Raw genomic sequence first — 16,234 nt, 5'->3', positions numbered from 1 at the left:
CACCAGTAAAAAGATGGCCATGAGATTTCTTTATTGCTTTTTGATGCTCTTCGCCCTAAGCTTCTCTGCTGGGGCACAGGAATACATTGCAGAAAAAGGGAAGAACCATGTAGTTCGGGCTGCCCCACTCAGAGGAGCTCACCCTGCGCAAGGGGAACGCGCCAAGCCAAATGTCATCGTTATATTGACTGATGATCAGGGTTCGATAGACCTGAACAGCTACGGCGCCACTGACTTACACACCCCCAACATGGACAGGCTTGCGAAGGAAGGCGTGAGGTTTACGCAGTTCTACGCAGCGGCCCCCGTATGCTCACCCTCCCGTGCGGCATTGCTGACAGGCAAGACCAACCTGAGGGCCGGGCTGCCCGATAATGTGCCTATCCCGGAGCGTGCGGATGAAAGAGGGCAGTACGGCCTGCCCACCGAACAGGTAACCATGGCCGAAATGCTGAAGAAGAACGGATACCATACTTCCCTCATTGGCAAATGGCATTTAGGGCATAGGCCACAGAACCTCCCCAATGCCCAGGGGTTTGACTATTTCTTTGGGCATCGCAATGGTGTTATAGATAATCACTCCCATTTTTTCTATTGGGATGGCCCTTTTATACACGATTTATACAGAAACGCTGAGGAGGTCTACAGGCCGGGAGAGCATTTTACAGATGTAATGGTGAAGGAGGTAAAATCCGTGATCGATAGAAATACCGCCACCCCCTTTTTTATCTATTGGGCATTCAACTCGCCGCACTACCCCTACCAGGGTGCTCCCAAGTGGCTGGAAAAGTATAAGCATCTGCCCACCCCCAGAAAGGAATACGCCGCCTTTGTCTCCAACACAGATGAGGCCATAGGCAAGGTACTAGACTACCTGGATGAGAAGGGCCTGACAGAGAATACGATCATCGTCTTCCAGTCAGATCATGGACATAGTAAAGAAGAGCGGGCTTATTGGGGAGGCGGCAACGCTGGGCCTTACCGGGGCAGCAAGTTCAGCCTGTTCGAGGGCGGGATACGCGTTCCAGCCATCATCAGGTACCCCAAAAAGATTCCGGCAGGTGAGGTGAGGGGCCAACTTACCATGCAGATGGACTGGTTCCCTACCATTGCGGAGCTGACAGGCTCGAAAGTCACAGAAAATATTGACGGCAAAAGCCTCATGCCTATAATAAAAAGAAGGAAGAAAAGTTCATCGCACAATATAGTTCACTGGCAGATAGGGAATTATAAGAGCGAGGAATCACAATGGGCCGTTAGAAAGGGGCCCTGGAAGCTGATTGGGAATGTAACGGAACCGATGGCAAAAGGAAAAAGCTCACAACTCCCTCAATTATTTCTGGTGAATGTAGAAGAAGATGTGTCTGAGAAAACGAATGTGGCTGCTGAGTATCCTGATAAGGTCGATGAGTTACTAAAGCTTCATCGCTCATGGATTGATCGGGTTCGTTCAGAAATGAAGATCGCAGATTAAATCCTTAGAATAGAAGGTGAAGGGACATTTGCCTCAGGGAAGCTGGCAACAGTGTAAGGCGGCAATTTGTAGAGGTAATGTTTTAAGGGATGCTACATATAGTTGCTACAAAAATACAATACACATATGAAAACTAATTTTCTTTTCGTGGTATTGGGTCTTTTTATAGGTTCCGCGGAAGCTCAGAGCCATTTGGTCAATATCGTTGCTAAATCTGAAGCTCAAGCTGTCACTCCTATGGGAGCCAGCTCAACTCAAAAGAATCAGGCTAAGCCAAATGTCATCATCATCATGACGGATGACCATGGTTCAATAGACCTGAACAGTTATGGTGCTAGAGACTTACACACCCCTAACATGGATAGGCTTGCGAAGGAAGGTGTGAGGTTTACGCAGTTCTACGCAGCCGCCCCCATTTGCTCTCCTTCACGCGCGGCGTTGCTGACAGGCAAGACCAACCTGAGGGCCGGGGTGCCCAATAATATGCCTCACCCTGATAACGCTGCTAAAACCGGCCAGTATGGCCTGCCCACCGAGCAGGTAACCATGGCCGAGATGCTCAAGGGGAACGAGTACCGCACCGCCCTAATTGGGAAGTGGCACTTGGGGGAGAGACTGCAGAACCTTCCGAATGCCCAGGGTTTCGATTATTTCTTTGGGCACCGGAATGGGTTTATAGATAACTATTCCCATTTCTATTATGGGCCTGGTATACACGATTTATACAGAAACGCTGAGGAGATCTACAGGCCGGGAGAGCATTTCACGGACTTGATGTTGAAGGAGGTAAAATCTGTCATTGACAATGATGCCGGCTCCCCCTTCTTTATCTACTGGGCCTTTAACTCGCCGCATTACCCCTACCAGGGTGCTCCCAGGTGGCTGGAACATTATAAAGACTTGCCTACGCCCAGAAAAGAATACGCCGCCTTTGTCTCGGATACCGATGAGGCGATAGGGAAAATACTGGATTACCTGGATGAGAAGGGCCTGACAGAGAATACGATCATCGTCTTCCAGTCAGACAATGGGCATAGCAAAGAAAGGATGGCTAATTGGGGGGGTGGCAACGCCGGGCCTTACCGGGGCAGCAAGTTTAGCCTGTTCGAGGGCGGGATACGTCTTCCGGCCATTATCAGGTACCCCAAAAAGATTCCGGCAGGCGAGGTAAGGGAGCAGCTTGTGATGCAGATGGATTGGTTCCCTACCATTGCGGAGCTGACAGGCTCAAAGTTTAAAGAAAGTATTGACGGCAAGAGCCTGATGCCCCTTATTAAGGATGCGAATTCAAAGACATTGCATGACGTGGTTTACTGGCAGATAGGAAACTACAGGAGTGAAGAGTCACAGTGGGTCGTTAGAAAAGGCTCCTGGAAACTGATTGGTAATGTGACAGAGCCTTTGGCAAAAGGAGAATCTTCAGCTGCAGAGCTTCCTAAATTATTTTTAGTGAATTTAGAGGAGGACGTGTCCGAGAAGAGGAACGTGGCCGCTGAGCATCCTGAAAGGGTTGAAGAGTTATTGCAACTCCATCAGGCATGGATTAAAAAGGTTCGGGCAGAGATGAAGAAGCCTGATTGAAGCATTAAGAAATCGGTTTTAAGTAATATCCATTGCATAGATGCCAGGAACCTTGTGATAAAGCAAAACCTAAGCATACTTTACCGGGTTTTATACTTTCAAAGATGATAAAACTTCAAAAGAAATGACCGCCGGGAGGCTATGTAGAAGCCCCCTCAAGTATAAACGAGACCGCAGGTGCCATCTTCTGTGGTCTGAAGAAGGCCTGACTGATCCCGATGGTATCTTTGCCTTTGCAACCGGAGAAAGACCTATACCCGGCTGATTAGAAACGCTCTGCCGGTTAACATATCAGGGAAGTATAAGAATTTCCCGCGTCGCCACATTGTACAAAGTATGAATAGGGGATCCCACGATAGCGTGGGTCCCCTATTCTTTTTAAAGCCTTGCCTTTGTCCTATCCCAGATTCCAGCTGGTTCTTTAAATATACGCTGCCTTCCTCAAGGCCCTTCTGTCGAAGGTTGCGGCCAAAGTATGGCCATACTTTATACTTTAGTTTTAGGGTGCCAACGGCTGTTATAACAAGAGGACATCAGCTTAACAGGCAGAACGACGTTTAAGTACGTGCTGTTGAAGCCTAAATAAATCCTGCTTTAAAAGAGAGGAAGCTTTACTCTTAATATTTAAATCTCTATATTGAAAGGCTTAAATGCTAATTTTCAGCCACCTGGCGTACAACCGGAATTGTGCAGAAAATCTAATCAAAACAAGAGAAGACCAGCCTACACTGCGCTTTCCTACCACTACCAACGCTAAAGGCAAGAAGCTACGATGAGCTCTCACGCCTGAACAGCGGCAAAGAACAGCTTACCTCCGAAGTGCCGCCGCCTAAAAGGGCCAGCACCTATTGGTTTCGGATTTTACGCTTACTGTTTGTTTTTACATGGCTCACCGCAGCCATATCCCTATAAAAATAAATTTGTAAAAATCTCTGTGCTTCATGAAACCAGACAAAGAGAACCCAAGACGAGACTTTATTAAGAAGTCTGCGATGGCTTTCGCCGCTTTTACCATTGTACCCAGGTTTGTGCTCGGCGGGAAAGGCTATGTAGCCCCTAGCGACCAGCTTACCAAAGGCGTAATTGGCGTAGGAGCCATGGGGCGCAACCACTTCGCTTATGCCGACACGAGGGTAGTAGCCGTCTGTGATGTAGACCAAAATCACCTGAAGAAAGCGGTGGACATGCTGGGCAAGGGCGTGAAAACCTTTACCGATTACCGGGAGCTGATCCAGATGCCGGAAGTGGATATTGTGCACATCGCCACTCCGCCGCACTGGCACGGCATTATGGCCGCGGATGCGGCCCGCGCCGGGAAAGACATCTGGTGTGAAAAGCCGATGACCCGGACGATAGGAGAGGGCAAGCGCGTGGTAGAAGCCGTGCAGCAGCACGGGCGCATCTTCCGCCTCAACACCTGGTTCCGCTTCGATGATATTTTCTACGGCATGGGCACCACTGTAAAGCCGATCAAGAAACTGGTGGATAGCGGCCTGCTGGGCTGGCCGCTGAAAGTAACCGTGGGCCGCGGCACCGGCTATGATTGGAAGTTCTATTGGGTAGGCCAGACCAATCTGAACCCGACGCCCGTGCCTAAAGAACTGGATTACAACATGTGGCTGGGCCCTGCCCCTTACAAGCCCTACAACCCGCACCGCGTGCACGGCACGTTCCGTGGCTACTGGGACTACGATGGTGGCGGCCTTGGCGATATGGGCCAGCATTACCTAGACCCCATCCAGTACTTCCTGGGCAAAGATAACACCAGCCCGGTTTCCGTGGAGATCGATGCGCCACAGCAACACACCGACGCCGTAGGAACCTGGCGCAGGATTACTTATACGTACGAAGACGGTTGCCAAATTATCCTGGATGGCGAGGGCAAGGAGGAAAACATTCCTTACATCGAGGGGCCTAAAGGCAAACTCTACCCGGGCTTCCGCTCCGACATTCCTGACCTTAGAAGGAAATTAGCCGCTTTCCCTGATCCGGAGCCACAGGTAACGGACTTTGTGCAGGCTGTGAAGAACCGCCAGAAGTTTGCCCTGAACGAAGAAAACGGCCACCGCTCCTGCACGCTGGTAAATATGGGCCTGGCAGCGTTGCGCTTAGGGCGCTCGCTCAAGTTCGACCCCGTAAAGCAGGAGTTCATCAACGACGAAGGGGCCAACCGCCTGGTATACCAACCGATGCGCTCCGACTGGACGCTGGTGTAACTGTTTGGCTAAGAAGTTAAAAGCATTCTTTAACAGGTTAGAATTATACTTTGCTAACATCATGAGAAAAATATCATTCGTGCTCCTGGCCTTGCTTCTGCTAAGCACAGGCGTTATGGGGCAACGCAAAAACGATCAGCGAACCCTTTCCACAAAGATCGCGGACTTACTGGCAGAACTGCCGGCCCGGGACGAGAAACACCTGGAAGCAAGTATGGCAGGCATCGCTGCCATGGGCGAGGAGGGAATCCTGCAAATGGCCGGCATGCTGTCGGCACCCGGCAAGGGCGACAATACAAGTATAGAGTATGCCTTGGGCGGCTTCTCTGCCTATGTGATGGAGTCGGAGCGGGAGGATTGGCGGAAAATGAGTGCCAACGCCTACTGCAAGGCCCTCCAGAGCACCGGGCATGAGGAAAACAAGGCCTTTTTGATCCGGCAGCTGCAAATGGTCGGTGATGATCAGGCTGTTGCTTGCCTGCAAGGGTACCTGGGCGATGGCCGTCTCTGCGGTCCCGCTGCCAGGGCCCTGACAAGTATAAACACTCCTGCCGCCAGCCAGGCACTCCAGCAAGCCCTGCAAAATGCGCAGGGTGATTGCCAGCTCGGCCTAGTAGGAGCTTTGGGCGATACACGCCATGCAGCAGCCGTGCCGGCCTTAACGCCCTTGGCCAACAGCCAAGACGAGAAACTGCGGAAGCTGACCCTCTACGCGCTGGCCAACATTGCGGATCCCGCTGCCGAGGCCGCCCTGACCAAGGCCGCGGAAGAGGATAACTACAAGTTCGACAAGGATAACGCGGTCGCCGCCTACCTGCTATATGCCAATCGCCTGGCCGAGAAGGGGCAGTCGGAGCAGGCTGTGCGTATCGCCCAGTCGATGCTGAGCAAAGCCACTACGGATGAACAGGTACACACGCGCACAGCAGCCCTGAAGCTTTTGAGCGATATCCAGAAAGAGCAAAGTATGCCGCTTCTGGTAAACGCAGCCGGTGACCCGAACAAGGAATACCGCGCCGCCGCCCTGAAGTTTGCCAGCCCATACTTGACAACAGAAAACACGGCACTGTGGGTGAAGAAACAGAAGAAGGCCGACCCGGCGGTGCAGGCAGAGATCATCACCATGCTGGGCAATAACGGCGCGAAAGGGGCTTTACCGGCAGTAGAAAAAGCATTGAAGAGCAAAGATGCCCAGGTGAGAATTGCCGCTATTGGCGCTGCCGGTAAGTTGGGCCAGCAAGAGGCGCTGCCCGCCCTGCTGAAAACCATGCGCAAAGGCGGTGATCAGGAAGCCGTTGCCGTTAGAAACGCTCTTTTGATTATGAAAGGAGATGGCATGACAGATAAAGTATCGAAGGCCCTTCCAAAAATGCCGGCGGTAGCGCAGGCGGAACTGTTAGCGGTACTGGGTGCTCGCGGTGAAAACAGGAGATTCCAGGAGGTGCTTCCGTACGCTAAGCATAAAGATGCTGCCGTGCGCAAGGCTGCGCTGGAGGCCCTTGCCAACATTGCCAGCAAAGAGAACCTGCCGCAACTGTTCACGCTCCTGAACGAAACCTCTCAGCCGGAAGAGCTTGCGGCGGTGCAAAAAGCCGTTGTAGCCGCCGTAGGGGATTATGAAAACCAGGCCGAAAAGGCAGATCTGGTGCTGCAAAAAATGAACGAGGCGCCGGCAGAAAAGCGGCCGGCTTACTTTAACATCCTGGCAAGTATAGGCGGAGACCAGGCGCTACAGGCGGTGGCACAGGCCTTCCAGAACGGTGATGCGAACATGAAAGCAGCTGCCCTGTCAGCACTGTCGCAGTGGTCGGATGTAAGTGCAGCAGAAGAGCTTTACAATATCAGCGCAAGTGCAAACAACAGCACCTACCTGGACCAGGCACTGAGAGGCTACATCCGCGCTGTAAGCATTGCGAAATATCCTGCCGACCAAAAGGTACTGATGCTTCGCAAGGCCATGGAGGTAGCTAAAACCACTGAGCAAAAGCAGCTTATCCTCACGCAAGTAGGCAGAAACCGGACCTTCCCGGCGCTGGTGTTTGCCGGCAAGTACCTGGATGAGCCTGCCTTGCAGCAACAGGCCGCCCATGCTGTCATGAACATCGCTTTGTCCAGCACTGATTTTCAGGGCAACGTGGTGCGGGAGTATCTCAACAAGACGATCCAGGTGCTGCAGGGGCCGGATAGCGAGTATCAGAAAGAGTCGATGCGCAAGTTCCTGGCGGAGATGCCAAAAGACGAAGGCTTCGTGCCGCTGTTCAACGGCAAAGACCTGACGGGCTGGAAAGGCCTGGTGGAAAATCCTATTGCGCGGGCAAAAATGGACAAGAAGACGCTGGCCCAGAAGCAGCAACAAGCCGATGAGCAGATGCAAAAAAGCTGGATTGTGGAGAACGGCGAACTGATCTTTACAGGTAAGGGAGACAACATCGCTACGGTTAAAAAGTATGGCGACATCGAAATGTTTGTGGATTGGAAAATCTTTGATGATGGACACAAGGAAGGCGATGCCGGCATTTACCTTCGCGGAACGCCGCAGGTGCAGATCTGGGATACTTCCCGTGTAGATGTAGGAGCACAGGTAGGTTCCGGTGGTCTGTACAACAACAAAGTACACCCGAGCAAGCCGCTGAAAGTAGCCGACAATCCTCTTGGCGAGTGGAACAATTTCCGCATTCTGATGCAAGGCGACCGGGTGACAGTGTACCTGAACGGAGAACTGGTGACAGATAATGTTATCCTGGAGAACTTCTGGAACCGCGATTTACCGATCTTTCAGGAAGAGCAGATAGAACTCCAGGCGCACGGCTCCAGAATAGCTTACCGCGATATTTATATCCGCGAGATCCCACGCCCGAAACCGTTTGAACTGAGTGCAGCAGAGAAGAAAGAAGGCTTTAAGGTACTGTTCGACGGTACCAACATGTACAACTGGCAGGGCAACACCACCGACTACGTGATAGAGGATGGGGTGATGGTGGTGCATAAGCCTAAATTTGGAAGCGGTGGTAACTTGTTCACCAAAGAAGAGTACGGCGATTTTGTATTCCGTTTCGAGTTTAAGCTTACCCCCGGAGCCAATAACGGGCTTGGCGTGCGTGCACCGCTTGAGGGCGATGCTGCCTATGAAGGGATGGAGTTGCAGATTCTGGACAACGACGCCGATATCTACAAAGATCTGGAGGAGTACCAGTACCATGGTTCTGTGTACGGTGTGCTTACCGCAAAGCGTGGCGCCTTAAAGCCGGTAGGAGAGTGGAACTACCAGGAAGTGATCCTGAAAGGGCCAAAGGTGAAAATCATACTTAACGGCACAACCATCCTGGACGGCGACCTTGCCCAGGCAAGCAAGAATGGTACGCTGGACGGAAAAGACCACCCGGGGCTGAAACGAGCAAAGGGCCACATCGGCTTCCTGGGACACGGCTCCACGGTTTGGTTCCGCAACATCCGCATCAAAGACCTGAGCAAGGACCAGAAAGCACTGTAATACTTTCGTGTAATTTATACTCTGAAGGCCGGCATGTACCGGCCTTCAGCCATTCAGAGGTTTAAAATTCAGCCATTCAGAGGCTTAAAACTACTTCAAGAAACAAGATGGCAAATATCAATACTTCTAAATTCGCTGACCAGACCTATGATGCCATCGTGATCGGGTCTGGGATTAGCGGCGGCTGGGCTGCCAAAGAATTCTGTGAAAAAGGCCTGAAAACCCTGGTGCTGGAGCGGGGCAGGAATGTGGAGCACCTGAAAGATTATCCTACAGCTACCAAAAATCCCTGGGACTTCCCGCACCGCGGTCGCCTGACGCAGGAACTCAGGGAGGAAAACCCGATCGCCTCCAGGTGCTATGCCTTTAAAGAGGATGCCACCCATTTCTTTGTGAAGGATCAGGAGCACCCCTACGTGCAGGAGAAGCCCTTCGACTGGATACGCGGCTACCAGGTGGGTGGCAAATCGCTTATGTGGGCGCGGCAAACCCAGCGCTGGAGCAAGTATGATTTCGAAGGCCCCGCCCGCGACGGCTTTGCCGTAGACTGGCCCATCCGCTACGAGGACATTGCTCCTTGGTACAGCCACGTAGAACGGTTCGTCGGCATCAGCGGAAACAAAGATGGCGTAGACACCCTGCCAGACGGGGAGTTCCTGCCACCCTGGGAGATGAACGTGGTCGAAAAAGCCATCCGCAAACGGATTGTAGAAACTTACCAGGACCGTCATGTGGTCATTGGCCGCTGCGCCCATTTAACCAAGCCGGAGGAAATCCATCACCAGCAGGGGCGGGGACAGTGCCAGGCCAGAACCATGTGCCAGCGCGGCTGTCCCTACGGCGGTTACTTCTCCTCCAACTCCTCTACCTTGCCTTGGGCTGCCAAAACCGGTAACCTTACCCTGCGCCCCGACTCCGTAGTACATTCCATACTTTATGATGAGCAAAAGGGCAAAGCCGCAGGCGTACGCGTGGTAGACGCGCACACCAAGGAAGTAACCGAGTACTTCGCCAGGATAATCTTCGTGAATGCGGCGGCACTGAACACCAACCTGATCCTGCTGAACTCCACCTCTTCCCGCTTCCCAAATGGCTTGGGGAACGATAATGGTCTTTTAGGCAAATATGTGGCCTTTCATAACTACCGGGGTTCGCTTTCGGCAAGTATGGAAGGCTACGAAGACAGCTATTACTACGGTCGCCGTCCGTGTGCGGTCATGATGCCCAACTTTAGGAACGTGCACAGGCAGGAAACTGACTTCCTGCGGGGGTACATGGTTTTTTATAGCGCTGGTAGGGGCAGAGCAGGCGCTGGCCCGAACGGCGAGCAGCTTGGAGCGGCCTACAAGGATGCGCTGTCGGAGCCCGGTGGCTGGGGTATTTACATGATGATGCAAGGGGAGACGATCCCGAAGGAGAGCAACTACGTTAGCCTTAGTACAACTGAAAAAGATGCCTGGGGAGTCCCTTTACTGAAAGTCTCGGTCGGGTATGATGACAATGACGAAAAATCCCTGAAAGATTTTCTGGTGCAAGGCGCAGAGATGCTGGACAAGGCAGGGTGCAAGAACATCCACGCCAATGACAGCAAACAGGCACCTGGGCTCGACATCCACGAAATGGGCGGGGTTAGAATGGGCCACGATCCGAAGACCTCGCTGCTGAACAAGTATAACCAGCTGCACGCCTGTCAAAACGTGTTCGTGACCGACGGGGCCTGCATGACCTCGACCGGCACGCAAAATCCTTCGCTCACCTACATGGCCCTGACGGCAAGAGCGGTGGACTATGCTGTTAGTGAACTGAAGAAAGGAAATTTGCAAGTATAAACTATGTAGTGCAGCGATCTAATCTGAAGATAAAGTATAAGAAGTATAAAGGATAAAAAGAAAACCACCTGCAGCGCTGCAGGTGGTTTTCTTTTATATACCTCGTTCTGCTAAAATGAGGTGTGAAGTATGAGGTATACCTACTTAATAATTAGGGTTTTGCTTCAGGGTAGATTCTCCGTTTACAGTCTGCAGGTCTATCTGTATTTGCGGAATCGGGAAGTACTCATTTTTCCCCGTAACAAAGTTTCCTCCTGCTACATCCGGTAGAATTGCACCTTCGTAGCTGAAGAAGGAGTTTAGCTCCTCTGCGGCCTTACCCCAGCGCACCAGGTCGAAGAAGCGATGGCCTTCCAGTGCCAGCTCCAGTTTGCGCTCGAAGTAGATTGCCTCCAGTGCCTGTTCTTTGCCAAGTCCTGCAAGATAGCCATCCGGATAAGGCGCCACGTTGTAATTGGCAGCCTCCTCGTTGGTGAAACCGGCTGTAGGGTTTGCCGGATCCTTGTAGTCATATACTTTGTTTACGGGCAGGGCAGCTCTGGCGCGCACCATGTTTACGTACTCCTGTGCCTGAGCCAGGTTACCTAACTGGGCCTCTGCTTCGGCGGCCATCAACAGCACGTCGGCATAACGGATCAACACCACGTTGATCGCTGAGCCCGGTGCCCAGGAACTTTGATCTGAGTAGGTGTCTGCCGTGGACTGCCAGTAAATGTGCTTTTTAGAAGAGTATGGTCCGGCAGTGTTCTGCTCACGTATCCAGGACTGGCCAGGATGATAGCCCCAATCCAGGAATGGAATATCACGACGGCCAACAGTCCAGTCCAGGCGCGGGTCCACAGGTTGTGCGTCCGGCGTAAATCCTGCACTGGACGAAATACCCTGATCGGTCTTCAAGGGCTGTGCGTTGTAGTTGTCCAGGTAAGGAAGGCCCTGGCTATTGGTGCGGAAAGAGTTCGCTAGGTCGAGGGTAGGCTGGAAGAAGCCGCAGCAGCGGAAAGGGCTGTTGTACGGATAGTTGAGCATTTCGCCCTGGTTGGCGTTTGAAATAGTACCCGTTCCATCATAGGCCACCATTTGTATGGCAAACACCGACTCCTTGTTATTCTCAGTCGAGGCGTCAAAGTTATCTTTAAACTTATCAACCAGGCCATACTTCAGGCCATTGGTCGTGACGCCCTCGTTGATAACCTGATCAAAGATGCTTTTGGCTTCCGCATACTTATGCTCGTACATGTACGTTTTGCCAAGGTATGCCGCCGCTGCCCATTTGTTGGCCCTGCCCACCTGCGCCTGCGTATTTGGCAGGTTATCCATGGCGAACTGGAAGTCGGCCTCAATCTTCGGCCAGATGTCCTGGTCGTTCGGCTGGGTATAGTCAGTGGTCGTTTCGTCTATCCACGGCACCATGTTGAACATCTTCTTCAACTCAAAATAATAGTGCCCGCGCAGGAAACGCGCCTCGCCTTCAATCCTCTGCCTGTCGGCGTCAGAGATATCGGTAGCCAGCGCCAAAAGCTTGAGCGTGGAATTAGCACGGGTGATGCCTTCGTACAACGCTTTCCATTTGGTGTTGAAGAAGCCGTTGCTTGGGTCCGAGATAAAGGTGGCGATAGAGTTGATGGCAGGCTGGTCGGCACCATCGCTGCCTTTGTGTGCCTCGCCGCCCGCTACGCTGCCGTAGATCCAGTTGGTAGGCGCTGCCTCCCACTGGCCACCGCCTGCAATCGCGGCGCCGTTGCCCTGCCCGTCCAGGGCGGCATAGGTGCCGATCAGCAGTTTCTCTACACCCACCTGGTTGGCGATGATGTCTTCACTTAAACCACCGATGGCGGGTTTCTCGAGGAAGTCCTCGCTGCAGGAGGTCGTTAGCTGCATAGAGCCAACACATGCAGCGGCTAACAGTAACAGTTTATATCTTTTCATACTTTTCAGAATTTAAAGTCTTAAAACTAGAAGGACAGGTTCAGGCCAACCAGGTACTGGCGCACGTTAGGGTAGTTGCCCTCGTCTATACCAAATGCAACTGTGCTGCCTGAGATCTCTGGGTCAATGCCGGAATAGTCTGTGATGGTGAACAGGTTTGTGGCCTGCAGGTACACTCTCAGGCTACCGATGCCATAGTTGTCCAGGATACTCTTTGGTAAAGTATAGCCTAACTGCATGTTCTTGGCTCTCAGGTAAGAACCATCCTCCACGAAGTAGGAGTTAGGAACGTTGGCGGAGCTGAAAGACCCGCTTCGCTCCTGGATAGGGGCGGTGGCGTTGCGGTTCTCCGGCGTCCAGGAATCATGCACGGCGGTTTTGCTCTTTGCACCCCCAAAGTTCGGGTAGAAATCTGTCCACCACTTTACCTGGTTCCATATCTCGTTACCCTGCGAACCATACAGGAACATGCTAAAGTCGAAGTTCTTATAGCTGGCACCAATGTTCAGGCCGTAAGTAAAGTCCGGGTTCGGGTTGCCAAGTATGGTCTTGTCATCCGGGGTGATGATGCCGTCGCCATCGGTATCCGCATAGCGGAAGCGTCCTACCGCTACGTCCGACTGATAAACTGCATTTGCATCGTCAGTGGCCGCCTGCGCCGCTTCGTTGGCTGCGTTAATCTCGGCTTCGTCGTCCCAGAAACCCTCTATCTGATAACCGTAGAAGGAGCTCATGGCATCGCCTACGCGGTTTCGGATAATGTTGCTGCCGTTGAAACGACGGGACTCACGATCAAAATAAGCTGAACTATTGGATACTTTCAGAATCTCATTGTCGTAAGTCGTCAACGTGCCGGTAATATCAAAACGAAGGTCGGAGGTTGCGTTGATATGGCCTGTGATTGCCAGGTCCAGGCCGCTGTTCTTCATCTTGGCGATGTTCACATTTGGCCTTGTTGCTCCTCCAGAAGTGGCCGGGAGTTCCGGGTCATACAGCATATCGTCGATCACTTTGCGATAATAATCCGCCGTAATGTCTATTTTGCCGTTAAAGAAAGTCGCATCAAAACCGATGTTGCTGTTGATGTTGGTTTCCCATACTGCACCCGGGTTACCAATGCGCGACTGTCGGAAGCCCTCTACTGTGGTTTTATTGGAGCCATCGATATCGTAATATGTCAGGTTCGGATCAGCGCCATACAGGTAAAAGGCATTTTCAGGAGCTACGTTCAACTGGTTACCCATCACGCCATAACCACCACGTATCTTCAGGTCGTTAACCCAGCTGATGCCCTGCATAAAGCTTTCCTCCGAAAGGCGCCAGCCGGCGCTTACTGCCGGGAAGGTGCCATAGCGTTTGTCGGCGCCAAACCTGGAAGATCCGTCGCGGCGGATGACAAAGCCCAACAGGTACTTGTCCATCAGGTTGTAATCCAGGCGCCCGATCAGCGAGTACAGCGCGTCCTCACCTCTTCCACTGAAGCTGTTGCGGGAAGTTGTTCCTGTGGAGAGGGTTGTGTAGTTCGGGTCGTAGGAGAAGTACCCCCTGGCCGTGCCGTTCAAATATTCCCAGTAGTTAGTGTAGGCCTCTGTGCCAGCCACCACAGTGATGTTGTGCACATCATTGAAGTTCTGCTTGTATGTCACGGTGTTGGTCCAGGTCCAGTTGTAGCCACTGTTTGCATTTTGGTCGAACTGGCTAAACGAGTTGTTCTCCGCGTTCTCATACTCCGGAAAGGTAAAGGCACGGCTGCTAGCGTTGTACATCTCACCGCCAAAGCTGGTGCGCAATGTAAAGTGCTGCAGCAGGTCCGCCTCCGCAAACACGTTACCAAACAGGCGGCTGCTCAGGGCTCTGTTGTTTTTAATTCGGTCGAGCTGTGCCACCGGGTTTCTGGCGTTACCCAGGCCATTGCCAAAAGAGCCGGCAAAGTTACCCATAATGTCATACACCGGGATGATGGTCTGCTGACGGTAGGCCATGTTAATCATGTTTTCGCCTCCGCCAACCATTCTGTTATTAATAATGGAGTAAGAGAGGTTCTCCCCGATGCGTACCTTCTCAGAAAGGTTGTAGGTGCTGTTGGCCCGTACAGTATAACGTTTGTAGTAGGTGTTCTTTAGCGTGCCCTCCTGGTTAAAGTAATTGGCGCCGAAATAGTAACTTCCCATGTCGCCGCCGCCGCTCACGCCTATGTTATGGCTGGTGATGGAGGCAGGGTTAAACACTTCGTCGAACCAGTCTGTACCTTCTTTGTTAGCCTTTACTATCCTGTAAAAAGAGCCCAGCTCGGAGCTTCCTCCAGTGTAAGAGGGATTTACGGAATAAAGCGACGGGTCTACTGCGGGGTCGCCTTCCATCAGGCCCGTCTGATTCCCTGCCACCAGGTAATCAGGCAGCGTGGGTGAGTTGCCCGATGTGTAGGTACCATATAATGGATCTACCGGATTTGGATTCTCTGGATTTGGGCTATTTTTATACACCATCCACTTCAGGTCGGCCATCTCCTGCGGGTTTGCCAGGTTCCAGTGGTTGCCTTCTGGTGGGCGTTGCGTGCCATAAAAGCCGTCATAAGTCACCTTAACTTTGTCCTTGCCCCTTTTGGTGGTGATGATGACCACACCGTTGGCGGCACGTGAACCGTAGATGGAGGCAGAACCGGCGTCCTTCAGCACCTGCATCGTTTCCACATCGTTCGGGTTCAGGTCGCCGATGTTCTGGGTTGGCACACCGTCCACCACGTAGAGCGGCGTGTTGTTGCCAAAGGTGTTAAAACCACGAATTCTAACTTGTTGTGATTCTCCCGGCTGTCCCGAGCCCAGAACAGTTACACCGGCCGCTCTACCCTGCAGCATACTTGTAACGGTGGGCTCCGGCTGCTTGGTCATCTCAGACACGTCTACCACGGCCACGGCGCCTGTCAGGTCTTTCTTCTCCTGTACCGCATATCCCGTTACCACCACTTCCTGAAGCGCCTTTGTGTCGGCAGCCATGGCTACGGTGATGGAGGCGCGGTTGTTTACCGGTATTTCCTGTGTCTTGTAGCCAATGAAAGAAACAACCAGGGTGCTGCTACCGTCTGGTACGCTCAGGCTGAAGTTGCCATTCACGTCAGTGGTCGTGCCGAGTGTCGTTCCCTTCACCACAACGGTGGCCCCCGGGATGCCTTCTCCGTCTTCGCCGGTTATCTTACCTTTTACCTCAACGTCCTGCAGCACCATGTCGCTCGCCGAGAGCAGGCTGCTTTCTATGGCGAAGGGGGCTGTAGCGGCGGTAGCGGGTGCCTGCAACAGACAGGCTAAAGCGAATGCCGTGGCCAGCTTCATCTGCCGGGACGTAAGCTTTGCATGTCTGCCCAATGGGGGAATCCATGCCTTAGAGTAATTCTGTTTCATTTTAGTAGGTTAGTTAGGTGAAATAGTATTGATGCTTTACAGAAGGTGTAAGCACACACCTTTAAGACTCTTGTAAAAGACTCTTGATTACCCGACAGATAACAGCAGGGGACCAGGAAGATTTGGGAATAGAGGTATTGATGTTACATAGGCATTAGCGTATAACTGAGTAATCAATCATATAAAATTGTTTATTTTTAAATAAAAAAGCAAGACTAGTCTGCTGTTATACTATCCTTTTATATAAAAGTATAGCAATATGCCCTGAAATTTAGTTAAGCGTAGGTTTTAGGGAGTTTTTCAAATAGGAAAGGCGTTGTGCA

Annotated in this window: 7 protein-coding genes; 5 read left to right on the top strand and 2 right to left on the bottom strand. The window is 52.1% G+C overall.

Annotation, left to right across the window (positions count from 1 at the left end; translation table 11 throughout):
• Nucleotides 1-13 precede the first annotated feature (13 nt).
• The 5 genes from A3841_RS01400 to A3841_RS01380 all read left to right on the top strand — a co-directional run bounded on the left by A3841_RS01400 (nt 14) and on the right by A3841_RS01380 (nt 10,590).
• Complete coding sequence (locus A3841_RS01400; RefSeq protein ID WP_235861246.1) at nt 14-1,474, top strand: sulfatase family protein; 1,461 nt, start codon at nt 14-16, stop codon at nt 1,472-1,474.
• Nucleotides 1,475-1,600: 126 nt separating this feature from the next.
• Nucleotides 1,601-3,055: a sulfatase-like hydrolase/transferase gene (locus A3841_RS01395; protein WP_235861245.1), complete on the top strand. Its 1,455-nt coding sequence runs from the start codon at nt 1,601-1,603 to the stop codon at nt 3,053-3,055.
• A 941-nt stretch (nt 3,056-3,996) separates the two neighbouring features.
• On the top strand, nt 3,997-5,271 hold the full coding sequence (locus A3841_RS01390) for a Gfo/Idh/MocA family oxidoreductase (protein WP_073850495.1): 1,275 nt from the start codon (nt 3,997-3,999) through the stop codon (nt 5,269-5,271).
• 61 nt (nt 5,272-5,332) lie between these two features.
• A complete protein-coding gene (locus A3841_RS01385; RefSeq protein WP_073850494.1) occupies nt 5,333-8,761 on the top strand; it encodes a family 16 glycoside hydrolase in 3,429 nt (1,142 codons plus the stop codon).
• A 107-nt stretch (nt 8,762-8,868) separates the two neighbouring features.
• On the top strand, nt 8,869-10,590 hold the full coding sequence (locus A3841_RS01380; RefSeq protein WP_073850493.1) for a GMC oxidoreductase: 1,722 nt from the start codon (nt 8,869-8,871) through the stop codon (nt 10,588-10,590).
• Nucleotides 10,591-10,734: 144 nt separating this feature from the next.
• Here A3841_RS01380 and A3841_RS01375 read toward each other — a convergent pair whose 3' ends face one another.
• Both A3841_RS01375 and A3841_RS01370 read right to left on the bottom strand, forming a co-directional pair.
• On the bottom strand, nt 10,735-12,516 hold the full coding sequence (locus tag A3841_RS01375; protein ID WP_073850492.1) for a RagB/SusD family nutrient uptake outer membrane protein: 1,782 nt from the start codon (nt 12,514-12,516) through the stop codon (nt 10,735-10,737).
• A gap of 26 nt (nt 12,517-12,542) precedes the next feature.
• On the bottom strand, nt 12,543-15,911 hold the full coding sequence (locus A3841_RS01370; RefSeq protein WP_235861244.1) for a SusC/RagA family TonB-linked outer membrane protein: 3,369 nt from the start codon (nt 15,909-15,911) through the stop codon (nt 12,543-12,545).
• Nucleotides 15,912-16,234: the final 323 nt, after the last annotated feature.

Source organism: Pontibacter flavimaris (assembly GCF_001907195.1).
Classification (GTDB): Bacteria; Bacteroidota; Bacteroidia; order Cytophagales; family Hymenobacteraceae; genus Pontibacter; species Pontibacter flavimaris.
Note: the sequence above shows the minus strand (reverse complement) of the source record. Positions and strands in the feature narration are given on the sequence as shown.